The 24,345-nt window shown below is 66.0% G+C and carries 20 protein-coding genes; 14 read left to right on the top strand and 6 right to left on the bottom strand.

Annotation, left to right across the window (positions count from 1 at the left end; genetic code table 11):
* Positions 1-777 precede the first annotated feature (777 nt).
* A complete protein-coding gene (locus BHE01S_RS32655; RefSeq protein WP_042271656.1) occupies positions 778-2,457 on the top strand; it encodes a GGDEF domain-containing protein in 1,680 nt (559 codons plus the stop codon).
* Positions 2,458-2,632: 175 nt separating this feature from the next.
* Entirely contained in the window at positions 2,633-2,899 is a 267-nt protein-coding gene (locus BHE01S_RS32650) for a double-stranded DNA-specific endonuclease (RefSeq protein WP_028207711.1), read from the top strand.
* Positions 2,900-2,996: 97 nt separating this feature from the next.
* On the opposite strand, the gene BHE01S_RS32645 is transcribed toward BHE01S_RS32650, so the two are convergent.
* On the bottom strand, positions 2,997-4,313 hold the full coding sequence (locus BHE01S_RS32645) for an ATP-binding protein (RefSeq protein ID WP_042271652.1): 1,317 nt from the start codon (positions 4,311-4,313) through the stop codon (positions 2,997-2,999).
* Complete coding sequence (locus BHE01S_RS32640; protein WP_042271649.1) at positions 4,297-5,028, bottom strand: response regulator; 732 nt, start codon at positions 5,026-5,028, stop codon at positions 4,297-4,299. Before BHE01S_RS32640 ends, BHE01S_RS32645 begins: the two co-directional genes overlap by 17 nt.
* Positions 5,029-5,262: 234 nt before the next feature.
* Between BHE01S_RS32640 and BHE01S_RS32635 the strand changes: the two genes are divergently transcribed.
* The gene (locus BHE01S_RS32635; RefSeq protein ID WP_042271646.1) at positions 5,263-5,832 is read left to right on the top strand and encodes a periplasmic heavy metal sensor; all 570 of its coding nucleotides are present in this window, start codon (positions 5,263-5,265) and stop codon (positions 5,830-5,832) included.
* A 117-nt stretch (positions 5,833-5,949) separates the two neighbouring features.
* Here BHE01S_RS32635 and BHE01S_RS32630 read toward each other — a convergent pair whose 3' ends face one another.
* A complete protein-coding gene (locus BHE01S_RS32630) occupies positions 5,950-6,648 on the bottom strand; it encodes a pirin family protein (protein WP_042271642.1) in 699 nt (232 codons plus the stop codon).
* 433 nt (positions 6,649-7,081) lie between these two features.
* Here BHE01S_RS32630 and BHE01S_RS32625 point away from each other — a divergent pair, with 433 nt between their 5' ends.
* From BHE01S_RS32625 to BHE01S_RS32605, 5 genes are all read left to right on the top strand, one after another.
* Positions 7,082-7,879, top strand: coding sequence for an ABC transporter substrate-binding protein (locus BHE01S_RS32625; RefSeq protein ID WP_042271668.1), 798 nt, complete (start codon positions 7,082-7,084; stop codon positions 7,877-7,879).
* A gap of 261 nt (positions 7,880-8,140) precedes the next feature.
* A complete protein-coding gene (locus tag BHE01S_RS32620) occupies positions 8,141-8,830 on the top strand; it encodes an ABC transporter permease (protein ID WP_042271640.1) in 690 nt (229 codons plus the stop codon).
* A gap of 19 nt (positions 8,831-8,849) precedes the next feature.
* A complete protein-coding gene (locus BHE01S_RS32615; protein WP_028210520.1) occupies positions 8,850-9,572 on the top strand; it encodes an ABC transporter permease in 723 nt (240 codons plus the stop codon).
* A 35-nt stretch (positions 9,573-9,607) separates the two neighbouring features.
* Positions 9,608-10,390: an ABC transporter ATP-binding protein gene (locus BHE01S_RS32610; protein WP_042271636.1), complete on the top strand. Its 783-nt coding sequence runs from the start codon at positions 9,608-9,610 to the stop codon at positions 10,388-10,390.
* Positions 10,391-10,970: 580 nt separating this feature from the next.
* Positions 10,971-12,143 carry a porin gene (locus tag BHE01S_RS32605; RefSeq protein WP_042271666.1) on the top strand — a complete coding sequence of 391 codons (1,173 nt, stop codon included), beginning with the start codon at positions 10,971-10,973 and terminating at the stop codon, positions 12,141-12,143.
* A gap of 199 nt (positions 12,144-12,342) precedes the next feature.
* Here BHE01S_RS32605 and BHE01S_RS32600 read toward each other — a convergent pair whose 3' ends face one another.
* Entirely contained in the window at positions 12,343-12,681 is a 339-nt protein-coding gene (locus tag BHE01S_RS32600; protein WP_042271632.1) for a P-II family nitrogen regulator, read from the bottom strand.
* A 75-nt stretch (positions 12,682-12,756) separates the two neighbouring features.
* Entirely contained in the window at positions 12,757-14,859 is a 2,103-nt protein-coding gene (locus BHE01S_RS32595) for an NAD(+) synthase (protein ID WP_042271629.1), read from the bottom strand.
* Positions 14,860-15,086: 227 nt separating this feature from the next.
* On the opposite strand from BHE01S_RS32595, the gene BHE01S_RS32590 reads away from it, so the two are divergent.
* The 3 genes from BHE01S_RS32590 to BHE01S_RS32580 all read left to right on the top strand — a co-directional run bounded on the left by BHE01S_RS32590 (position 15,087) and on the right by BHE01S_RS32580 (position 19,708).
* A complete protein-coding gene (locus BHE01S_RS32590; protein WP_042271626.1) occupies positions 15,087-16,259 on the top strand; it encodes a GNAT family N-acetyltransferase in 1,173 nt (390 codons plus the stop codon).
* Positions 16,260-16,347: 88 nt separating this feature from the next.
* Complete coding sequence (locus tag BHE01S_RS32585) at positions 16,348-16,695, top strand: GIY-YIG nuclease family protein (RefSeq protein ID WP_042271625.1); 348 nt, start codon at positions 16,348-16,350, stop codon at positions 16,693-16,695.
* 160 nt (positions 16,696-16,855) lie between these two features.
* Positions 16,856-19,708, top strand: coding sequence for an EAL domain-containing protein (locus tag BHE01S_RS32580; protein WP_084069507.1), 2,853 nt, complete (start codon positions 16,856-16,858; stop codon positions 19,706-19,708).
* A 97-nt stretch (positions 19,709-19,805) separates the two neighbouring features.
* Here the strand turns inward: BHE01S_RS32580 and ppa are convergent, their stop codons facing one another.
* Complete coding sequence (ppa, locus tag BHE01S_RS32575) at positions 19,806-20,333, bottom strand: inorganic diphosphatase (RefSeq protein WP_042271619.1); 528 nt, start codon at positions 20,331-20,333, stop codon at positions 19,806-19,808.
* A gap of 297 nt (positions 20,334-20,630) precedes the next feature.
* Here ppa and BHE01S_RS32570 point away from each other — a divergent pair, with 297 nt between their 5' ends.
* From BHE01S_RS32570 to BHE01S_RS32560, 3 genes are all read left to right on the top strand, one after another.
* The gene (locus BHE01S_RS32570) at positions 20,631-22,070 is read left to right on the top strand and encodes an aldehyde dehydrogenase family protein (RefSeq protein ID WP_042271616.1); all 1,440 of its coding nucleotides are present in this window, start codon (positions 20,631-20,633) and stop codon (positions 22,068-22,070) included.
* Positions 22,071-22,100: 30 nt separating this feature from the next.
* Positions 22,101-22,859 carry an SDR family oxidoreductase gene (locus tag BHE01S_RS32565; RefSeq protein WP_042271613.1) on the top strand — a complete coding sequence of 253 codons (759 nt, stop codon included), beginning with the start codon at positions 22,101-22,103 and terminating at the stop codon, positions 22,857-22,859.
* 166 nt (positions 22,860-23,025) lie between these two features.
* Positions 23,026-24,345, top strand: coding sequence for an MFS transporter (locus BHE01S_RS32560; RefSeq protein ID WP_042271609.1), 1,320 nt, complete (start codon positions 23,026-23,028; stop codon positions 24,343-24,345).

Here is a 24,345-nt window from a genome sequence, read left to right as displayed (position 1 = left end):
CAGACGCCCTCCGCGCCGGGTTTCAGAAAAGCGGACGACGCAGCGTCCGAGCCGCTGGACTGGCGTTGCACAAGCTGCGGGGACGGCGGATCGACAAAGGCAAGGCGCATGGACAGAGAATTTCGTTGGCGTTGATGACACGGCGACGGCGCCGCGGCGGTACGCATCGCCCGCGCCGTCGTTACAGCTGACGGCCGGCGGCCGGGCTTGCCCCGAGTGAAACGGCACGACAGTACTACAACCTTCATGACACTCACAACCGCACCCCGGCGCATCGCGAAAGCCCGACCAGACGGGCTTTCGGCGCGCTTTCGCCGGCCTTCTGGAGACCTTCCGGAACGCGCCGCGAGCGGCCTGCGCACGTCATCGTGATGACGCATCGATGACGCCTTGATGACAGGACGACGCCGCGTCTGCCTCCGCGCTTGCCTCGACTCCTGCCTCATTCGGGCCGCCAACGCCAGTGGGCGTCGCTTGCGCGCCACATGCTGGCGCTCGCGCGAACCTCGCGCACGAAACCGCTCTGACCACGCTTGCGCCCCCTGCCCCCCGCTCATCGCCGCGTATCGCCGTGCTGACGGCATGTCGCTTGCATATCGGCGCCCCTCGCGCGCGCCGCCGCCCGCTCGCACCGCCTCGCAACCCCGCGCAGACGCTTCGGGAGCGGGTTCGCCAGCCCCGTTCGAGGGGTAAAATCGACACGCTCCGTCAGTGGCGCTCCGACACCCGGGGGCGCCAATCACCACACCTCAATACCCGTCACGAACCAGAAGGCCGATGAACAGGAGACTCTTGCGTCAGGCAGCCGGACCCCTCGGGGTCGTGGTGGTCGCGCTCGTCTGCTGGGCGGCGGCCGGCTGGCTCGCGGACCGCATGGTCCGCCAGGAGTTCGAGACTGCGCTCGCCGCACAACGCCAGGTGATGCGCTCGGTGGTGGACAACATGGCCGAAGTGGTCGCCAGCGACCTCGCCATGTCGCGCGCCATTCCGGCGACGATGGCCGAAACCCGCGTCGTCCAGCAGGCGCTCACCGGGGCTGCGCATTATGCCGCGTCGAGCGATTCGACGGAACTGGCGCGGCGCAAAGCGCTGCAAGGCGTGCCGGCGCTCGCCGGGATCGACCGCTTTCTCCACGACGCCCAGGGCTTCTCCGGGCTCGATGCGATCTGGCTCGTGAACGCGAATGGCATCTGCATCGCGTCGAGCAATGCGCTCGAAAGAATCTCCTACGTCGGCGTGGACATGCGTGCGCGCGCGTATCTGAACGACACGCTGCTTGGGGCGTTCTCCGAAGCCTACGGCGTGGGCACGACAAGCGGCGAGCCCGGCATTTTCGTCGCCGCGCCCGCCTATGACGACGGCTTGCTGGTCGGCGCCGTGGTCGCGAAGGTCGGCATCGCGCGGCTGCGCCACTGGGTCGCTCATCCGGACACCTTCGTCGCGGACAACAATGGGGTCATCATCATGGCCCATGACAGTGCACTCGAAGGACGCGCCCTGCCGAGCTCGCACGTCGCCGAAATGAACGCGGTGGACCGCGTGAGCACCTATCTGCGCGAACGCTTCGCGCCGCTCGATCTGCGCCCGGCGTCGCAGGCCGCGTTGAACGAGGCACCGTGGATCCCGCGAGCCGACGCCGCGCAAATGGTCGAGTTGCCGGGCCAACGCGCGCCTGCCCTCTACGAACAGCGCGGCGGTCTGAACTCCGGGCTCTCGGCGCACCTCGTGGATCCGGTCAATGCGTGGTCCGAGCTGATCGCGAATCATCGGCGCGACCGGCTTCTCATTTTCCTCACGCTCGCGGGCACCGCGGCGCTCGCGGCGGTGATCTCGGTGTCGTGGGTACGCGAGCGGCGTCTGCACCACGCGAGCCGCGATCTCGCCGGGCAGTTGCAAGCGGCGAACGCCCTGCTCGCCGCGGAGGCGCGCCACGACGCCCTGACCGGCGCACTTTCGCGGCGCTATTTCCTCGATCTGCTGCGCCGCGAGATCGACACGGCCTATGCGGCAGGCAAACCGCTGTGCATGGCGATTGCCGACCTCGACTACTTCAAGCAGATCAACGACCGCTTCGGCCACCCGGCGGGTGACCGCGCGCTCCAGCATTTCGTGCAAACCTGCCGCGCCGAACTGCGCGCCGACGACGCCGTCGGGCGCCTGGGCGGCGAGGAGTTCGGCATCCTGCTGCCCTCGACCTCGCTCGCCACGGGCCTCGTCGTGCTCGACCGCCTGCGCGAGCAGGTGGGCAAACGCGTTTGCGTGGAACTGCCCGAGGAAGCGAGCGTGAGCGTGAGCATCGGCGTGACCGAACTCGCGGCCGCGCAGGATCAGCCCGAGCGTCTGATGAGCCGCGCCGACCTCGCCCTCTACATGGCGAAGGCGGCCGGGCGCGACCGCTGTGAGGCCATGACGGCCGAGGGCGTCGTGCCGCCGCGCGCCGCGGCGCCGACCTGGTGAGTGCACAACCCGCTTGCGATCCGTCACACGAGGGATGCCCGTACCGGGCTGCGGGGCTCGCCCGGCTCAACCGGCGAGGCGCGGTATCATGGGATAAACGGCGCGCGCCAGTCCATACCGCGCGCATGAGTCAAACCGCGCCACTTCGGTGTTCCGCACAAATCTGGAGGCATGCATGAAGGGAAATCTGGTCATTGTCTGCCGCGATCAGGATGCACTCGCGTTCGACCAGTTGATGGTCGAGTACGGCGCGTTCCAGACGCGCCTGTCATCGACCGCGTGGTACCTGAAACTCGACGCCACGCCCGAGCTGATTCAGGAAGAGATTCTTGCCCGCCTCGGCAAGTACACCACGCACTACATCTTCGAGGCCGACACCGTGACCTACAACACGGTGGACAATGAGGCCGCCGCCGCGCTCGACACGCTCTTCACGGCCTGAGAACTGCGCCCAACCTCGTCTGGCTGGACATGGCGTCGCTGACGCGGCGCCTTCGGGACGAAGGTCCGGTCCGCCCATCCGGCCATTCAAACGCGAATTACCAGATCTGCGCCGCCTCGGACACGGTGCGCTCCACCACGTCGAACGCAAACGTCATGCGCACCGCGAGGCCGCCGCTCTCGCCGTTGCCGATCGAGAGTTCGCCGCCCGCGCGGCGCACGAGCCGCTCGACGATCGCGAGGCCGAGGCCGCTGTGGCCGTTGCCGCCGCGCGCAGGATCGAGGCGCACGAACGGCCGGCTCGCCTGCGTCAGATCCTGGTCGGCAATGCCCTTGCCGTGGTCGCGCACGGTGAGCGAAAAACCCGTCGGGCCGCGCTCGCTCTCGATCACGACGGGCGGTGCGCCATACGCATGCGCGTTGTCGAGCAGGTTCGAAACCACGCGCTCGAGCGTGGCCGCGGGCAGACGAAACTCCGGACCCGCGCGCAGATGCGTTTCGATCGCAATCGCCTCGCCGCTCGCCGTGCGGTGGTTGCGCGCGATGCGCTCGCACTGGTCGTCGACCTCGACGGGCTCGCTGCGATCGGCGCCGTCGTGCGCAAACACGAGGAACTGGTCGACGATGTGTGCCATCGACTCGACGTCGCGCACGACGCCGTCGCGCACCTTTTGCTCGTCCATCATTTCAGCGCGCAGGCGCAGCCGGGCAAGCGGCGTCTTGAGATCGTGCGCAACGCCCGCCAGCATGACGGCGCGGTCTTTCTCCGTGCGCTCGACTTCCTTGACCATCTGGTTAAAGCCCAGCGTGAGCTGGCGCAGCTCGCGCGGCCCGCGCTCGGGCACGGGCGGCACGGGCTCGCCGCGGCCAAAGCGTCCCACGGCCTGTGCGAGCGCACTCAGCGGCTGCTGCAGCATCCACGCGCCCACGAGCGCGGCGATGACGGCGGTGGCGAAAATGGTGATGACCCAGGGCAGAAACTTGTCGAGCGGCCGCATGATGCGCAGCGGCTGGCCCGGCAGCACGATCCAGCGGGCGTCCTGCGGCCCGCGCACCCAAAGCGTGGGCGGCCCGCCAGGCGACCCGACGCGTACGTCGGTGCCGGCCGGCATGCGCTCGCGCACGTCGTCGATGAAACGGCGCAGCGCCTCGGGCATGCGTTCGGTGACCGGCGGCACGGCGGGACTCGCCGGATCGACGAGTTGCACGCGCGAAGGCAGCGGCTGGTCAGGCTCGCGCTCGACGTGCTGGCGCACCGCGTCGACGAGGAAGCTCGCTTCCTCGACGGCGTAGCGCGTTTGCATCTGATTGTGTTCGACGCGCATGAGCGTGAACCAGGCAACGTGCGACACCAGCAGAACGCCGATGAAGATGACCGCGAGGCGCCCGAACAGCGAATCAACTGGCCGGCGCATGGTTGCCCTGCTCTCCGTCGGGAACGAACACGTAGCCGCGCCCGCGTACGGTCTGAATGAAGCGCGGGGTGGACGGATCGCTCTCGAGAATGCGCCGCAGACGCCACACCTGCACGTCGATGCCGCGGTCGGTGCCGTCATACTCGGGGCCGTGCAGCAATTCCAGCAGGCGCTCGCGCGTCAGCGTACGCATGGGGTAATTCACGAATATTTTCAGCAGCGCGAACTCGCTGCCCGACAACATGATGGGCTTGCCTTCCTGCTGCAGCGTGCGCGACTGGAAGTCGAGCGTGAAGCGGCCGAACGCGTACGGCTCGCGCTGCTCGGGCGCCGCGGCCGAAGGCACCGTGCGGCGCCGGCGCAGGACCGCCTGCACGCGCGCGAGCAGCTCGCGCGGGTTGAACGGCTTGCCGAGGTAGTCGTCCGCGCCGAGTTCGAGGCCGACGATGCGGTCCACGTCGTCCGCGCGCGCCGTGAGCATGATCACGGGAATGTCGTCGCCGGCTGCGCGCAGCTTGCGCAGCGCGGTCAGGCCGTCCACGCCCGGCATCATCAGGTCGAGCACGATCAGGTCCGGGCGCTCGCGCTCGAGCCGACGCTCCAGCGAGCCGGCGTCGTGCAGCACCGAGACCTCCATGCCCTGGCGCGCGAGATAGTCGCGCAGGAGGTCGCGTAGTTCGAGGTCGTCGTCGACGACAAGGATTTGAGTAGCCATGGGATGAAGTGTAACGCGCGCGCACAGGCCGTTTGCTTACAGCTCTTCCAGCCGGGTTACGAGGTGTTACTGCGAAAGGCGCATGTAATGTTGCGTAATCCCGGCGCCCCGCCGCGTAACACGGCCTGTCCGCCGGGTCGATACGCTAGGGACACCGGTTGCGAGCGCCACCACTTCCGGAAAGCGCCGCGCCAGACCGGATAAAACCCTCATGGATTTGTCAGGAGCATCACCATGTACAAGACGACTTCGCGCCTTCTCGCCATCGCCGCCGCCTCGCTCGCGCTCACCGTTGGCGCCACCGCCGCCAACGCCCAGACCCCGCCGCCTCCGGGCGGCCCCGGCATGATGCACGGCGGTCCGGGCATGCATGGCGGCCCCGGCATGCACGGCGACTTCATGCCCGGCTTCAAGAAGCTGCACGACAAGCTGAACCTGAACGCCGCGCAGGAAAAGCAATGGCAGGCCGCACTCGACACGATGAAGCAGAACGGCCAGGCCATGCGCAAGAATCATGAACAGATGAAGCAGCAGTTCGATGCGATGAAGAACCAGCCGATCCTCGACCTGAACGCCATGCACACGGCGCATGAGCAGGTCGAGCAGCAGAACCAGCAGCTGCGCGAGCAAACCACGCAAGCGTGGCTCGCCTTCTATAACGGCCTGAACGACCAGCAGAAGACGACCGTGAGCACGGCGATCAAGGAGCGCTTCGCGAAGATGGAGCAGCGCCACGAGCAGATGCGCCAGCGCTGGGAGCAGCACCACAAGGACGGCGCTTCGGCACCGGCCGCGCAGCAGTGATCGGTACGCGCGCGCAACACACGCAATAATGCGCACACGACAAGGCGCCGCGGGATTCGCACCCCGCGGCGCTTTTTTCATGGCGCGGGCGGTTGTCGGCCGCCGCCGGTCAAAAGCTCAGGCGAGATCGAACAGCAGCACTTCGGCCGCTGCGCCCCGCGCGAGAGCGACCCCCGCCTCGGCCTCGATCATCGCGGCATCGCCGGCTTCGAGGCGCTGGCCGTTCACGTCCAGCGCGCCGCGCGCCACATGCAGATAGACGCGCCGCCCGGCGGGCACCGCGTATTCGACGCGTTCCTCGCCGTCCACGAGGGCCGCGTAGATCGAGGCATCCGACTGCACGGTCACCGATCCGTCGCGCCCATCGGGCGAGGCGACGAGACGCAGCCGCCCGCGCTTGTCGGCGTCGTCGAAGCGCTTCTCCTCGTAGCCGGGCGCTCCGCCACGCTCGCGCGGAAGCAGCCAGATCTGCAGCAAGTGCGCTTCCTCTTCCTTCGAGCCGTTGAACTCGCTGTGCATCACGCCAGTGCCGGCGCTCATGCGCTGCACGTCGCCGGGACGGATGGTCGAGCCGTTGCCCATGCTGTCGCGGTGTGCGAGCGCGCCGGAAAGCACATAGGTCACGATCTCCATGTCGCGGTGGCCGTGCGCGCCAAAGCCCTGGCCGCCCGCAATACGGTCGTCGTTGAGCACTCGCAGCGCGCCGTAGTGCATATGCGCTTCGTCGAAATAGTCGGCAAACGAAAAACTGTGATACGAGTCGAGCCAGCCGTGGTTGGCGTGGCCGCGTTCGTCGGCGCGTCGGATAGTCAGCATGGCAATCTCCGGTCAATCATGTCGATGTCCGAAGGTAAGGGCGGCGGCCCGCTTGCACAATCCGCAGCGGCGCACCGCATCGTTTCGCCAGCAACATCAATAGCCGGTTGCCGGCGTCGCCCTGTGCCGGATCCGCACGTCTTCCGGCTTCGGGTAAAATACCGCGCTTTTCGGCCGGCGCGAGCCAGACGGACCGGAGTGCGGCACCCCGTGGCGGCTACCCCGCCCCGCCAGCGCGCGCCGGGGCCGGGACCGAAGTGCGCCACGCTTTCCGACCCGCATTTTTGATCGCATAGAATGGCGGCCAACGGCCACGAGCCGGGCCGCCTTGCGTCGGCCGCGGCGCCCTTACTGCGCCGCGCCGCCCGTATCAGTCGCGCATGGGACGGAGTCAGTGCTAAAAGGGCACGCGCTCCGGCTCGACAGGAGAATGATGAAGAAGTTTGCAGTGTGCGTGGCGCTCGCCCTGATCGCGGGCAGCGCCGCCGCCAAAGAGTGGAAAACCGTGCGTATCGGCGTGGATGCCAGCTATGCGCCGTTCGAATCCAAAGCGCCGAACGGACAGATCGTTGGCTTCGATGTCGACCTCACGAAAGCCCTGTGCGCGCGCATGAACGTGAAGTGCGTCTGGGTCGAGAACGACCTCGACGGCATTATCCCGGCGCTCAAGGCCCGCAAGTTCGACGCGATCGTGTCGTCGCTGACCGTCACGCCGCAGCGCGCCCAGCGTATCGACTATTCCGCGAAGATGTTCGATGCGCCCGCACGCATGCTCGCGCGCGCAGGCTCGCCGCTTCTGCCCACGCCGGCTTCGCTCAAGGGCAAGAACGTGGGCGTCGAGCAGGGCTCGACCCAGGAAGCGTACGCAAAGGCGCACTGGGCGCCGCAGGGCGTGAACGTGATCTCGTACCAGAATCAGGATCAGGTCTACCAGGATCTGATCGCCGGGCGCCTCGACGCCACGCTGCAAGACGAGGTCCAGGCGGATTTCGGCTTCCTGAAAACGCCGCGCGGCAAGGGCTTCGCGTGGGCGGGCCCGGAAGTCGAAGATCCGGCGACGATCGGCGACGGCACCGCGATCGGCCTGCGCAAGGACGACGCCGACCTCAAGGCGAAGTTCAACACGGCGCTGGCCGCGATTCATGCCGACGGCACGTTCGACAAGATCGCGAAGCAGTACTTCGACTTCGATATCACAAAGGCAAGTGAACGGGAAGGCACACGCAGGTAAATAAACCACGAGACACCACCGCTCGCGCCTCGCGCCAGGACACATGAAAGCCGGCGGCGCCCGGCCCCGGGGGCTCCCCGATAGACCGCCACCGGGCTTCGTATACAGTCACAGGCGCGCTCACGAGCGCAATCGCATCGGCCGCGCGCGCGTACGCAACACCGCGCAAAAAAACCGCGCGGCCATGAACGGATTTGAACCGCGGCAAACAAGCGCCGCGCCTTTCGCGGTGTGAGAAACGCACCGACAAGGAACTCGCCCATGTTTCTTCAAGGCTACGGCCCGCTGATCCTCGCCGGCACCTGGCAGACCGTCAAGCTCGCCGTGCTGTCGCTCGCGCTCTCGTTCGTGCTCGGGCTGATCGGCGCGGCGGCCAAACTTTCCAGGAACCGCGTCGCGCACGGCGCGGGCACGCTCTACACCACGCTCATTCGCGGCGTGCCCGATCTCGTGCTCATGCTGCTGCTCTTCTACAGCATCCAGATCTGGCTGAACAACCTCACCGACATGCTCGGCTGGGATCAGATCGACATCGATCCGTTCCTCGCGGGTGTGGTCGTGCTCGGCTTCATCTACGGCGCGTACTTCACCGAGACGTTTCGCGGCGCGTTCCTCGCGGTGCCGCGCGGCCAGCTCGAAGCGGGCCACGCCTACGGCATGACGAACTGGCAGGTGTTCACGCGCATCATGTTCCCGCAGATGATGCGCTTCGCGCTGCCCGGCATCGGCAACAACTGGCAGGTGCTCGTGAAATCCACCGCGCTCGTCTCGATCATCGGCCTCGCCGACGTCGTGAAGGCAAGCCAGGACGCCGGCAAGGGCACGCTGCGATTCTTCTTCTTCACGCTGCTCGCCGGCGCGATCTATCTCGTCATCACCACGGTCTCCAACTTCGTGCTGATGTATCTCGACAAGCGCTACTCCACCGGTGTGCGCAAGGCGGATCTCTGAATCGCGCGAGGCCAAGACCATGCAAGACTTCGTCCAACTGATCCAGCAATACTGGCGCAACTACCTCTTCTCCGACGGCTACCATTTCAGCGGCGTGGCGATCACGCTGTGGCTGCTCGTCATCTCGATCGGACTCGGCTTCTGCCTCTCGGTGCCGCTCGCCGTGGCCCGCGTGTCGAAGAAGAAGTGGCTCGCCGGGCTCGTGTGGCTCTACACGTACATCTTTCGCGGCACGCCGCTCTACGTGCAGCTGCTGCTGTGCTACACGGGCCTCTACAGCCTCGAGATCGTACGCAACCACGAACTCACGAGCGCCTTCTTTCGCAGCGGGATGAACTGCACGCTGCTTGCGTTCACGCTGAACACCTGCGCATATACCACTGAAATCTTCGCGGGCGCGATCAAGGCGACACCCTACGGCGAGATCGAGGCCGCGCGCGCTTACGGCATGTCGCAATTCACGCTGTACCGCCGCGTGATCCTGCCTTCGGCGCTGCGCCGCGCCCTGCCCTACTACAGCAACGAAGTCATTCTGATGCTGCACGCAACGACCGTGGCCTTCACGGCTACCGTGCCCGACATCCTGAAGATCGCGCGCGACGTGAACTCGGCGACGTATCAGTCGTTCGGCGCATTCGGCATCGCCGCCCTGCTGTACCTGATCATTTCTTTCACGCTCGTGTGGCTGTTCCGCCGCGCCGAGCGCCGCTGGCTCGCATACCTGCGACCGCAGGGCAAGTGAGCCCCAGGGCGTGTTCACGCCATAAAGGTCAATTGATGAATTCCCAGAAGCAGAAGCTGTTCGTCGACTCCATCCACAAGAAGTACGGCGACAACGAAGTCCTCAAGGGCGTGTCCCTGAAAGCGAATGCAGGCGATGTGATCAGCGTGATCGGCTCGTCCGGTTCGGGCAAGAGCACGATGCTGCGTTGCATCAACTTCCTCGAGCAGCCCAACGAAGGGCGCATCGTGGTGGATGGCGAGGAAGTCGCCACGCGCGCGGACAAACGCACGGGCGCACTGCATCCCGCCGACGCGAAGCAGCTCCAGCGCGTGCGCACCAGGCTCGCCATGGTGTTCCAGCACTTCAACCTGTGGTCGCACATGTCGGTGCTCGAGAACGTGATCGAGGCGCCGGTGCACGTGCTGGGCTTGCCGCGCAAGGAAGCCGAAGATCGCGCGCGCACCTGTCTGGAGAAGGTCGGCCTCGCGCCGCGCGTGGAGAAGCAGTATCCCTCGCACCTCTCGGGCGGTCAGCAGCAACGCGTGGCGATTGCCCGCGCGCTCGCCATGCACCCCGACGTGATGCTGTTCGACGAGCCGACTTCGGCGCTCGACCCCGAACTCGTCGGCGAAGTGCTCAAGGTCATGCAGAAGCTCGCCGAGGAAGGCCGCACGATGATCGTGGTCACGCACGAAATGGGTTTCGCGCGCAACGTTTCCAACCACGTCATGTTCCTGCACAAGGGACTCGTGGAGGAGGAAGGCCAGCCGGCCGAGGTATTCGCCAACCCGAAAAGCGAGCGCCTGCGCCAGTTTCTCTCAGGCAGCCTCAAGTAAGGCGCCCCATTGGGTCGCCGCCCTTCGGCAATGTAGTCAAAGTAGCTTTACAAGGCGCTTACGGCGCCTTTGCTTTTTCGCCTTTTCCCCTCGAAAAAACCGCCCGTTTATGCCCAAAAGCGGCGTTTTTCGCATTACTCCTTGTGAAATCTCTCGTCAATAGTGGCAATCCTGAACCCAGCCATTCAATCGACGTGAGTGCCTTATTCCGTCAGGCTTCCGACCTATTTGTAGTACCTCTCTGACCACCATCCAGGAAGGCCATATTGCAATTTGACGACACCCTGGGGTGCGAGCACGAATTAGTTCGCCAGCGCGGACCTTTTTTGCTAAATTAGTAACCAAAGTAGCAAAACAAAGTTCATTAAAAGTAGTTTCACTTCAAAAAGAACGGGAGATGCCAGTCAACCAGGGGACCTGCAAGACGACCCAGCCCGGGTTATGCAGCGGCACCAGCCCGTACGCCGGTCCTCGGGGTAATTCTCCCTCACGCGACGATTTCTGTTCGCAGCGCCGCCAAGCGCACGGACGTCTTTCGCAGTACTTAAGGTTGACTCTTTGACAGGGTATGGAGGAGAAGATGAAGAAAGCATTACTCGCCGCAGCATTGATGTCGGCTGGCGTAGTCGCGCATGCACAAAGCAGCGTTACGCTCTACGGCCGCCTCGACATGGGTGTGGCGTATATGAACGGCATCGGTGCCGGCAGCGGCGCGAATGGTCAAGCCACCCACGGCTCCAGCCAGGTTCAGCTCGAAAGCGGCTACTGGGGCACCAGCCTCTGGGGCATGAAGGGCGTTGAAGACATCGGTGGCGGCAACAAGGTTCTGTTCCACCTGGAAGGCAGCTTCAGCACCGCCAACGGCTCGCTCGGCTCGGCCGGCTCGCTCTGGAATCGCTGGGCGACCGTCGGTATCGCGAACGACCAGTTCGGTACGCTGCTCGCTGGCCGCATGCTGTTCATCTCCAACGGCATTTGGGACTTCGACCCGTTCGGTCAGTCGAACTGGTCGTCGGCTTCGATGGTCCGTGGCCGCAACTGGCCGCAATCGAGCAACAACATTTCGTACCAGTCGCCGAACTGGATGGGCTTCGACGTGTACGGCCAGTACGCGTTCTCGAACGCGACGAACTGGAACGGCAACGGTTCGACGTCGCAAGGTCGCGAAGCTGGCCTGCAACTGACCTACACGAGTTCGCTGTTCCAGATCCGCGGCCTGTATGACGAAATCCGCAATCCGAACAACGGTCAACTCGGCGGCGTATACAACGCGCTCGACGGCAGCACGGCCACGCCGGCCGGCAGCCCTGGCAACGGCAATGGCGTGTTCGCCTACTCGCGCGACTACATGGCCATGTTCAACCTGTTCCTTGGCGCATTCAAGGTTCAGGGCGGCTACGAAGCCATCCGTTCGTCGGGCATGAACCCGGGCATCATCGGTCAACCGACCACCCTCGACCACGAGTGGGGCGGTGTGACGTGGCAAATGACGCCGGCTGCAGCGCTGATCGCAGCGGTCTACCACGTCAATGCGAACAACGGCGGCGGCAACGCCACGCTGTACACGATCGGCGGCTCGTACAACCTGTCCAAGCGCACGCTGCTCGACATCCAGGCAGGCACGGTGCAGAACAGCAAGACGGCCAACTTCGGTCTGAACGCCAACAACTTCGGTACGGCTGCAAGCACGACCAACCCGCTCCCGGGCCACAGCCAGGTTGGCGTGTACGCAGGTATCCAGCACTCGTTCTAATTCGAAGCGAGTGTAGAAAGAACAGCAACATCGACGTTTTCACGCTGCTGCGAGAGGCGCGTATCGGTGCGATGTCCGAAAGGGTATCGCACCGTTTTTTATGCCGGGGACGGGCCGCGCAAGCGGCGCCGTCCCCTTTTCTATTGGTGCACGCGGTGCTGCGTGGACTTCGGGGACCGGTCGTGCAATGCGGGCGGCCTCAAACCGCCGCTTCGTTTTCCTCGCCCGTGCGGATGCGGATCACGCGCTCCACGTCGGTCACGAAGATCTTGCCGTCGCCGATCTTGCCCGTGCGCGCCGCGCCGATGATCGCGTCGATCACCTGATCGGCCTGGCCGCTCGCGACCACCACCTCGATCTTCACTTTCGGCAGGAAGTCGACCACGTATTCGGCGCCGCGGTAAAGCTCCGTGTGGCCCTTCTGGCGGCCGAAGCCCTTGACCTCCGTGACGGTCAGGCCCGTGAGGCCCACTTCGGCGAGCGCCTCGCGCACTTCGTCGAGCTTGAACGGTTTGATCACGGCAGTAATGCGTTTCATGGCGAACCTCGTCTCGTTATCGGATGTGTCGGAAATTTCGGAACCTGTCGGAATTCTACGCTGTGCGGCCGGGGCTCACGCCGAGGGCTTGCCCGCAGGCGCCGCGCCCGCTTCATCGGGCACGCGCTCCAGATCGGCGAGCCAGACCACCGACTCCGAATCGCTGGGCGCGCGCCAGTCGCCGCGCGGCGAGAGCGAGCCGCCCGAGCCGACCTTCGGCGCATTCGGTATGCAGGTGCGCTTGAACTGGCTCTGCCGGAAGAAGCGGTCGAGAAAAATGCGCAGATTGCGCTTGATCGACGCGAGATCGTACTGATTGCGCGCGACCTTCGCGTTCTCGGGCCATGCGCCCGCTTCGCGGTCACCCCACGCGTGGCGCGCGAGGAACGCGACCTTCGAAGGTGCGAAGCCAAAGCGCAGCGTGTAGTAGAGGTTGAAGTCCTGCAACTCGTAGGGGCCGATCGTGCTCTCGGTTTTCTGCTCGGGCGCGCCTTCGGACTTGCCGGGGATCAGTTCCGGGCTGATGTCGGTGGCGAGAATCGCTTCGAGCACGTCGCGGCCGCTCTCCCCGTTCTGGCCAATCTGGCCCGTTTCAGCGACCCAGCGCACGAGGTGCGTAATGAGCGTTTTCGGCACGCTCGCGTTCACGTTGTAGTGCGACATGTGGTCGCCCACACCGTATGTACACCAGCCGAGCGCAAGTTCGGAGAGATCGCCCGTGCCGATCACGATCGCGTGGTTGAAGTTGGCGAGGCGGAACAGGTGATTCGTGCGCTCGCCGGCCTGCACGTTTTCGAAAGTGATGTCGTAGGTCGCCTTGCCTTCCGAGTACGGATGGCCGAGGTCTTCGAGCATCTGCATGCAGCTCTGGCGAATGTCGATTTCGCGCGCCGTGCAGCCCACGAGCGCCATCAGTTCGCGCGCCTGGCGCAGCGTGCGCTCGCTCGTGGCGAACCCCGGCATGGTGTACGCGAGGATGTTCGCGCGCGGCAGCCCGAGGCGATCCATCGCCTTCGCGCACACGAGCAATGCATGCGTGGAGTCGAGGCCGCCCGAGACGCCGATCACCACCTTCTTGATGCCCGCTTGCGAAAGCCGCTGCACGAGCGCCTGCACCTGGATGTTGTAGACCTCGTTGCAGCGCTCGTCGCGCCGCTTCGGATCGGCCGGCACATAAGGAAAGCGTTCCACGCGGCGCGAGAGCCCGAGCGTTTCGCGCTGCCAGGCGCCATCGCCCGCCAGATCACATGCAATCACGCGAAATTTCGCGACTTCATCGGCGTGGCGGCGGATCGAATCGCCGAACGTGGTCTGGCGGATACGCTCCTGCTGCAGCCGCGCGAGATCGACATCGGCGAAGATGAGGTGCGAGTCGTCGGAGAAGCGCTCCGATTGCGCGAGCAGTTCGCCGTTTTCGCACACGAGCGCATGGCCGTCCCAGGCCATGTCGGTGGTCGATTCGCCCTTGCCCGCCGAGGTGTACAGATACGCGGCGAGGCAACGCGCCGACTGTTGCGACACCAGCTGCTGCCGGTAGCCCGCCTTGCCCACCACGACGTTCGACGCCGAAAGATTGACGAGCACGCAAGCGCCCGCGAGCGCCGCGAACGACGACGGCGGAATCGGCACCCAGACGTCCTCGCAGATCTCCACGTGAAAGCGCAGACCCGCGACCTGCGGCACCTCGAACAGCAGGGACGCGCCGAACGGCACGTCCGCGCCGGCAAGGCGCACGGTATCGGTGCTCGCGCTATCGGCGGCGCTGAACTGGCGCGGCTCGTAGAATTCGCCGTAGTTCGGCAGGAAGCTCTTTGGCACGACGCCCGCCACACGCCCGCCCGCCACGACCGCGGCGCAGTTGAAGAGCGAATGCCCCGCGCGCACCGGCAGGCCCACGATCATCACGAGCGGCAGCGCCGCCGACGCTTCGACGATCTGCGCGAGCGCGCGCTCGCAGGCGTCGAGCAATGCTTGCTGATGGAACAGGTCGTCGCAGGTATAGGCCGAAAGCCCGAGCTCGGGGAACGCGACGAGCGCCGCGCCCTGCGCGGCGGCCTCGCGCGCGAGCGCGAGCGTCTGGGCGGCGTTGAATGCCGGATCGGCCACATGGCAGCGCGGCACGCCCACGGCCACGCGCGCAAAGCCGTGCGTATAGAGATTGAAGAAGCGCTCTTTCATTTCGATAACCTTGAGGCGGGCGCGCTGCGCACGAAAGCGCGCGCTCTGACGTTCGGGCTGCCTGATACCGCTTGATAACTCTGGATACCGCTCGATGCTGCCTGGCTGACGCCGCTGCACGCGACGCGGCGGTCCTCACCCGCCCGGGACGTTTGCTTTACCATGACCGTTTGCCGCGGCAGGCGCTGCTGAACCACCCAAGCCGCATCCCACGCCAACGGGCACGCATGAAACAGGAACATTTCGATTATCGCACGGGCATCCTCGGCTCACCGTCCGAGGTCGACGCCGCCGAATGGAACGCGCTGCTCGCACGCCAGGCGCAGCCCACGCCCTTTTTGCGCCACGAATTTCTCGCAGCGCTCGACGCCACGCGCTGCACCACCCCCAACGAGGGCTGGGCCGCGCAGTTCGTCACGCTCACCGACACGCGCACGGGCCGCCTCGCCGCCGCCGCGCCGGTGTATCTCAAGGGCCACTCGTACGGGGAGTACGTGTTCGACTGGGCCTGGGCCGACGCGTACAAGCGCAACGGCCTTGAGTACTACCCGAAGCTGCTGTGCGCCGTGCCGTTCACGCCGGTGCAGGGCACGCGCCTGATCGCCGCCGACGCAACCGCGCGCCGCCATCTGGCCGCAACCTTGCTCGCGTTCGCCGAGCAGGCCGACGTCTCGTCGCTGCACGTGCTCTTTCCGACCACCGAAGACGCCGAGGCGCTGACCGGCCTCGGCATGATGCAGCGCGAAGGCGTGCAGTTTCACTGGCTCAACGACGGCTATCGCGATTTCGAGGACTTCCTTTCCACGCTGGAGCAGAAAAAGCGCAAGAACATCCGCGCGGAGCGCCGCAAGGTGCACGACGCGGGCGTAACGATGCGGCGCGTGCGCGGCGAGGACATCAGCGACACCGAGTGGCGCTTCTTTAGCCGCTGCTACCGGCAGACCTACCGCGAGCATTTCTCTTCGCCATACCTGAATCTCGACTTCTTCCGCATGATCGGCGAGACGATGCCGGAGAATCTGCTGCTCGTGATCGCCGAGCGCGAAGGCAAGCCGATCGCGAGTTCGCTCGTGGTCTGGCAGCGCGGCGAGCATGGCCGAGGCGGCACGCTCTATGGCCGCTACTGGGGCGCGCTCGAACACGTGCCCTGCCTGCACTTCGAGACCGCGTATTATCAGCCGCTCGAATTCTGCATCGAGGAAAAGCTCGACGTGTTCGAAGGCGGCGCGCAAGGCGAACACAAGATGGCGCGCGGTTTCCTGCCCACCGCCACGCGCTCGGCGCACTGGCTCGCCCATCCGGCCTTCTCCGATGCCGTCGCGCGCTTTCTCGAAAGCGAGACGAACCATATTCACGCCTATATGCACGAACTCAACGAACGCAATCCTTTTCGTGCGTGACTCGCGCGTGGCCATGACTCATCCGTAAAACCCGCGCGCGGTGTGTCCTGAAACGCCGTCGCCCATCATGATCATCGCTTCCAGAACTATGCCGTGGTTCCTCTACCTGCTCGAATGCGCCGACGGCAGCGTCTACACGGGCATCGCCATTGACGTCGCCGCCCGCTTCGCCCAGCACGCGAGCGGCACCGGCGCGCGCTACACGCGCTCGCGCAAGCCGGTGCAGGTGCTCGCGCAATTCGAGTTCGCCGACCGCGCGCGCGCCTCGAGCGCCGAGTACTGGGTCAAGCGCCTCACCCCGCGCGAAAAGCGCGCGCTCGCGGCCGGCGCGCGCACGCTCGAATCGGTCTTGCCCCCACCGACCCCGGAAGCGCCCCCGGAAGCGCCCCCGGAAGCGCCCCCGGAAGCGGCCCCGGAAACCGCAGCGCCGGAATGAGCAACCGTCGCGCCAAACGAACGCCCGCTCTTTTCATCGAACACGCCGTCCAAAGCCTAAAGCCGCCGCAGTCCTCGCCGTTATTGTGCACAAGACGCCGGTTCTGGCCACCGGCGTGCGCCCTCATTTCACCTCGCAAGCCGACGGGGAACGGCGAAGCATGAAGAGACCCACCGGAACAGAGACGGGCCGGCTTGCCCCCGGCTGGCACGGATTGCGGCGCACGACCGCGGTCCTGCTGCCGCTATGGCTGCTCGCTGCCGTCATGGCGGCGATCGCCGCGGTCAGCCTCGCGATCATGTCGATCCTGCTTGCCTATGTGGCGGGGGAGAGCAGCTGGTCGAAGGGCCAGAAGGATGCGGTTCACGCGCTGGAGCGCTACGCGCGCACGGGCGAGGAGACCGACTACCGCACATTCCTCGCCGGCATCGCCGTGCCGCTCGGCGACCGCGCGGCCAGGCTGGAGATGAACCGTGCGCAGCCGGACACCGCGGCGATCCGGCACGGTTTCGAGCTAGGCCGCATTGCGCGCGCCGACATGGACGGCATGACGTGGGGCTATCGCACGCTCAGGAACACACCGTGGATGCGCCCAGCGGTGGCGTTCTGGGAGATCGGCGACCACTATATTCTGCGTCTTGCCGATACGGGCGAGCGCCTGCATGCACTCGTGCAGGCCGGCAAACTGCACGCGCCGGAGTCCGCCGGCCTCGTGTACGAGCTGCGCGAGATCGACAGCCAGCTCGCGCCCATCGAAAGCGGCTTTTCCCGTTCGCTCGACGACGCGGCGCGCGCCACGCGCTCGCTCCTCACGCTCGCGCTCGCCGCCTCCGCGATCATGCTGCTCGGCGTGTTCTCGCAGTTCATCCGCCGCGCGCTCGCGCGCAGCGACCGCCTGGAAGCCGAGGTGCGCAAAAACGAGGAGCGCCTCACGCTAGGCTTTGAGGGCATCAACGCCGGACTCTGGGACTGGGAGGTCGGCAGCCGGCAATGCTACTTCTCGAACTGGCTTTACGAGCAGCTTGGCTACGACGTGGGCACGCGCTTCGAAAGCGACACGGGCCTCAGCCAGCTCGTGCACCCGGACGACCTCACGCTCGTGCGCCACGCCCTGCGCCAACACCTTGCACGCGCAACGACCTTCGACGTGGAGTTTCGCCTGCGCACGCTCGCGGGCAGCTACTGCTGGTGCCGCGCGCGCGGCCAGGCGGTGCGCGACGCGCGCGGGCGCGCCGTACGCATGGTCGGTTGCCTGTTCGACATTTCCGAGCTGAGGACTGCGGAAGCGAAGGCCTATACGGAACGCGAACTGGCGGAGGTCACACTGGCCTCCATCGGCGAAGCCGTGATCCGCACCGACGAACACGCGCGCGTAACCTACTGCAACGCGGTGGCCGAACGCATGCTCGGCCGCGCGGCAGCCGACATGCTCGCGCAACCGTTCGATGTGGTCTGCGACCTGCGCAACGACGCGCACGAACCGCAGTGCTTCGACATCCTGATGAATTCACAGGCGACGGGCAACGCAGGCGGCGCGGGTCTCTACGTGCTGCGCCCGAACGGCTCGCGCCTCGCGGTCGACTACTCGGTGTCGAAGCTGCGCGACGCGCAGCGCCGTGTGATCGGAAGCGTCATCGTGCTCTACGACGTCAGCGCACTGCGCGAGCATGCCGAGCGCCTCGCCTACCAGGCGACTCACGACGAGCTCACCGACATCTACAACCGGCGCGAATTCGAGCGGCGCCTCGCCGCGTTGCTCGACGAGAGCGCGAGCACACCACCCGGCCAGCCCGGCCACGCCGTCATGTTCCTCGACCTCGACCAGTTCAAGGTCGTCAACGACACCTGCGGCCACTCGACCGGCGACGAGCTGATCCGCCAGGTCTGCCGCGTGCTCAAAAGCGAGCTGCGCTGCGAAGACGTCATTGCGCGCCTGGGCGGCGACGAATTCGGCGTCGTGCTGCCGCATTGCACGGCCGCGCACGCGGCGCGGCTCGCGGAGAACCTGCGTGCGGGCATCGCCGCTATCCGCTTCACGGGCGCAGGGGGCATCGTGCAGACGAGCGTGAGCATAGGCCTCGTCGGCGACGCGGCGGGTCTCGTTTCCGTGAAAGAGGTGATGAAGGCCGCGGACGTGGCGTGCTACATGGCGAAGAAAAAAGGCCGCAACCGCGTGCACCGCTTTCGCCACGACGACGAGGAACTCTCGCAAACGCACGCGCAGATGGCGTGGGTCTCCGACATCAAGGCGGCGCTCGAGAACGACCGGTTCTGCCTCTTCGGCCAGAAGATCCTCTCGCTTGCGCAGTCGTCCACATCGGCATCGGCGGCCGACGACACGCACGTCGAACTGCTGCTGCGCATGCACTCCGCCTCCGGCGCGCTCGTCGAGCCTTCCGCGTTCATCGGCGCGGCGGAGCGCTTCGACCTCATGCCGGCCATCGACCGCTGGGTGATCGCGAACGCATTTGCGATGATTGCCGAAGGCACACACGATTACGGCACCTGGTCGATCAACCTCTCGGGCGCCTCGCTCGGCGACGAGCAGCTCGCCGCCTATATCGAGGAGCAGCAGCGCATCTGGTCCATCCCGTTCGAGCGCGTGTGCTTCGAGATCACCGAAACCGCCGCGATCACGAACCTGAACGAGGCGATCACCCTCATCGAACGCCTGCGCGCGCAGGGCTGCCGCTTTGCGCTCGACGACTTCGGCGCGGGCATGTCCTCGTTCAACTACCTCAAGCATCTGCACGTCGATTATCTGAAGATCGACGGCAGCTTCATCCGCGGCATCGTCGACAGTCCGCTCGACCAGGCCATCGTGCGATCGATCAACGAGGTCGCGCACGCTGCGGGCAAGCTGACGATCGCCGAGTGCGTGGAGGACGCCGCCATCGTGGACTGGATGATCGCGATGGGGGTGGACTACGCGCAGGGCTACGGCGTGGGCAGGCCCGCGCGGCTCGACATGCTGCGCGGGCCGCAGTTGCGCGACGTCGCCGAAGCGGGTTAGGACCTGTTCGCGCTAATAACAGGCCGCGATCGAGCTTCCATGAAAAAACCGCACGGCCCTGAGGGCACGTGCGGTTTTTTCAAACCTGATGCGCGATTTACTTCTTGAAGTTCGCCACGCCTTCGGTGATTTCCTTGTGGGCGGCTTCGATGCCGACCCAGCCGTCGACCTTGACCCACTTGCCCTTTTCGAGCGCCTTGTAGTTCTCGAAGAAGTGCTTGATCTGGTCCTTCAGGTACTCGGGCACGTCGTCGAGCGACTTGAGGTTGGCCGTCATCGGGCAGACCTTGTCGTGCGGGACCGCGACCAGTTTCGCGTCGACGCCCGACTCGTCGGTCATCTGCAGCATGCCGAGCGCGCGCGAGCGCACCACCGAGCCTGCCAGCAGCGGGAACGGCGTGATCACGAGCACATCGACCGGGTCGCCGTCGCCGGAGAGCGTCTGCGGAATGAAGCCGTAGTTCACGGGATAGCGCATGCCCGTGCCGACGAAACGGTCGACGACGAGCAGGCCCAGGTCCTTGTCGGCTTCGTATTTCACCGGATCGCTTTGCGCGGGAATCTCGATGATCACGTTGAAGTCTTGCGGCAGATCCTTGCCGGCGGGGACATTTGCAAAGCTCATGAGCGCTCTCTGTTGAGAAGGGAAAACCAGCGGTTCGCGCGCAAAACCGGCGCAGAACCGGACGTTGGAGGATGGACGCCATTATAGCCAATCGGCCAGGGCGGCCGGCGGTTCGGCCCAGGGCTTTCCCGCACGCAGATGAAGCGCCTGCTGAATTCCTGCGCGTCGCGCCTGCATTCGGCGCGATAATCAACCTGCCGCCGCGGCCCGCCATCGGGCGATTCGAGACACGCGCCGGCGGCGTTTCCCGTTTTGCGTTCCCTCTCCCTCGTTTCACCCCATTTACGAGGCGCATGCATGGAAGAAGCGAAGCACTTCATCGGCGGCGAATGGCAGTCGCCCGCCAGCGGCGAGACGCTCGCTGCGATCGATCCCTCCACCGGCCGGCCCTTCGCGCAGCTTGCGCGCGGCAATGCCGCCGACATCGACGCCGCTGTCACGGCCGCACGCAAGGCCTTCGAGGGCGCCTGGGGCGCACTGAGCGCCGCCGAGCGCGGGCGAATGCTGTTCGCGCTGTCGGGCCTCGTCAGCCAGCACAAGGAGGAACTCGCGCAGCTCGAAGCGCGCGACACCGGCAAGCCGCTCAAGCAGGCGCGCGCCGACGCCGCCGCGCTCGCGCGCTATTTCGAGTTCTACGCGGGTGCCGCCGACAAGCTGCACGGCGAAACGCTGCCCTACCAGGCCGGCTACACGGTGCTCACGGTGCGCGAGCCGCATGGCGTGACGGGGCATATCGTGCCCTGGAACTACCCGATGCAGATCTTCGGCCGCAGCGTGGGCGCGGCGCTCGCCACCGGCAACGCGTGCGTGGTGAAGCCCGCCGAGGACGCCTGCGTGTCGCTGCTGCGCGTGGCCGAACTCGCGCGCGAAGCCGGCCTGCCCGCGGGCGCGCTCAATATCGTCACCGGGCTCGGGCACGAGGCGGGCGCGGCGCTCAGTGCGCATCCCGGCATCGACCACATCTCATTCACGGGCTCGCCGCAAACGGGCAAGCTCGTCGCGCAGATGGCCGCCGAACACCACGTGCCCGTTACGCTCGAACTGGGCGGCAAGTCGCCGCAAATCGTCTTCGCCGATGCCGATCTCGACGCCGCGCTGCCCGTGCTCGTCGCCGCAATCGTGCAGAACGCGGGGCAAACCTGTTCGGCGGGCAGCCGCGTGCTGATCGAGCGCGGCGCCTACGAGCCGCTCGTCGACCGGCTCGCCGCTTCGTTCGGCAAGTTGCGCGTGGGCCCCGCCAGCGCCGATCTCGACTGCGGCCCCCTCATCAACGAAAAGCAGCGCCAGCGCGTGCGCGGCTTTCTCGACGAGGCGGCCGCGAGCCGCATCGTCACGGCGGCAAGCGGCAGGCTCGAAGCCGATGCCCCCAGCGGCGGCTTCTACGAAGTCCCGACGCTCCTGCGCGACGTGCCGCCGCAAAGCCGCCTCGCCCAGGAGGAAGTGTTCGGCCCCGTGCTCGCGGCCATGCCCTTCGAGAGCGAGGAACAAGCACTCGCGCTCGCCAACGGCACGCCATATGGCCTCGTCGCCGGCATCTGGACACGCGACGGCGCGCGCCAGATGCGTCTCGCCCGGCGCGTGCGCGCGGGCCAGGTGTTCGTCAACAACTACGGCGCGGGCGGCGGCGTCGAGTTGCCGTTCGGCGGCACGCGGCACTCGGGACACGGGCGCGAAAAAGGCTTCGAAGCGCTCTATGGCTTCACGGTGCTCAAGACCATCGCCATCCGGCACGGCTGAATCGTGTCGATCAACACAAACGGAGACACCATGCGACTCAAAGGCAAGACAGCCGTCGTGACCGGCGCCGGTTCGGGCTTCGGCGAAGGCATTGCAAAGACATACGCGCGCGAAGGCGCGAACGTCGTCATCAACGATCTGAACGGCGACGCCGCCGGGCGCGTGGCGAGCGAGATCGCGCTTGCAGGCGGCAAGGCCATCGCCGTGCAAGGGGACATCACGCGCGAAGCCGACTGGCACGCGCTGCGCGAAGCGGCCATCGAAGACTTCGGCAGCGTGCAGATCGTCGTCAACAACGCGGGCACCACGCATCGCAACAAGCCCGTGCTCGAAGTGAGCGAAGCGGAGTTCGACCGCGTGTACGCCGTCAACGTGAAGGGCCTCTACTGGAGCGTGCGCGCGTTCGTGCCGCACTTTCGCGAGCGCGGCGGCGGCGCGTTCGTCAATATCGCGTCGACGGCGGGCATCCGGCCCCGGCCCGGGCTCGTCTGGTACAACGGCAGCAAGGGCGCCATGATCGTGGCCAGCAAGGCACTCGCCGCCGAGCTGGGCCCCGACCGGATCCGCGTGAACTGCGTGAATCCCGTAATCGGCGATACGGGCCTCACGGCGGAGTTCATGGGCGTGCCCGACACGCCCGAGAACCGCCAGCGCTTCGTCGCGACCATTCCGCTCGGGCGCTTTTCCACGCCGCAGGACGTGGCCAACGCGTGTCTCTACCTCGCCTCGGATGAGGCGGCGTTCATCACCGGCACCTGCATCGAAGTGGATGGCGGGCGCTGCGTGTAGCTGTCGCGGGCGTTCAGCAAGTCCTTGACCGATCGGTGTTTTCCCCGAGATTTGCGCGCCGTCGCGCCGCGGCGGCGCGTATAGAATGATCGTGCTTTCGCGTCGAATACCCGCCATCACGATGGCGGCAATACAACAAGCACGACCGATCCGACCTGGAGACACCATGGCCAGTCCAGCCAATCATCTGCCGCAAGCGGGAGCGGGCGCCCCGCCCTCCGCCTTCGAAGAAACCACCTACCGCAAAGTCGCGTGGCGCCTCATTCCGCTTCTCATGCTGTGCTACGTGGTCGCGTATCTGGACCGCGTCAACGTGGGCTTCGCCAAGCTGCAGATGAGCTCGGCGCTCAATCTCTCCGATGCGGTTTATGGCTTCGGCGCGGGCATTTTCTTCGTCGGCTACTTTCTTTTCGAAGTGCCAAGCAATGTGATCCTGCATCGCGTGGGCGCGCGCGTGTGGATCGCGCGCATCATGGTCACATGGGGGCTCGTCTCCATCCTGACGATGTTCGTGACCACGCCGACCCTGTTCTACGTGATGCGCTTTCTGCTCGGCCTGTGCGAAGCGGGCTTCTTCCCCGGCATCATCCTCTATCTCACCTACTGGTATCCGGCGCACCGCCGCGGGCGCGTGACCACGTGGTTCATGACGGCCATTGCGCTGTCGGGCGTGATCGGCGGGCCGGTGTCGGGCTGGATTCTCAAGTCCTTCGACGGCGCGAACGGCTGGCAAGGCTGGCAGTGGCTGTTCCTGCTCGAAGGGCTGCCTTCGGTGATCGTCGGCGTGCTGGTGTTCTTCGTGCTCGATGACCGCATCGGCAAAGCGAAGTGGCTCACGCAGGAAGAGCGCGCGCTGCTCGAACGCAACATCGCCATGGAGGACGCCACCAAGGAAGACCCGCCGATCATGACCGTGCTCACGAGCGCGCGCGTGCTGGTGATGAGCCTCACCTACTTCTCGTTCGTAATGGGCCTCTACGGTGTGAGCTTCTGGCTGCCCACCATCATCAAGGCGACGGGCGTGAAAGACGCGCTGACCATCGGCCTGCTTTCGGCGATCCCGTTCGCGGCAGCCGTGATCGGCATGGTGCTCTTCGCGAAGAGCGCCGACCGCGCGCGCGAGCGCCGCTGGCACATCGCCGTGCCGGCCGCCATCGGCGCGCTCGGCCTCGTGCTGTCGGTCACGTGGGCGCACGACACCACGCTCGCCATGACGGCGCTCACCATCGCGACCATGGGCATTCTCACCACCCTGCCGCTGTTCTGGAGCCTGCCCACGGCCTGGCTCGCGGGCACGGGCGCGGCGGCCGGCATCGCGCTCATCAACTCGATCGGCAATCTCGCGGGCTTTCTGAGCCCGTATGCGGTGGGCTGGCTCAAGGAGGCCACGAAGGCCAACGATTCGGGCATGTACATGCTCGCGGCGTTCATGATCCTGGGCGGCTTGCTCGCCCTATCGGCGCCGGCGAAGCTCGTGAACCGCTAA

This window comes from Paraburkholderia heleia NBRC 101817, from assembly GCF_000739775.1.
GTDB classification, from domain to species: domain Bacteria; phylum Pseudomonadota; class Gammaproteobacteria; order Burkholderiales; family Burkholderiaceae; genus Paraburkholderia; species Paraburkholderia heleia.
Note: the sequence above shows the minus strand (reverse complement) of the source record. Positions and strands in the feature narration are given on the sequence as shown.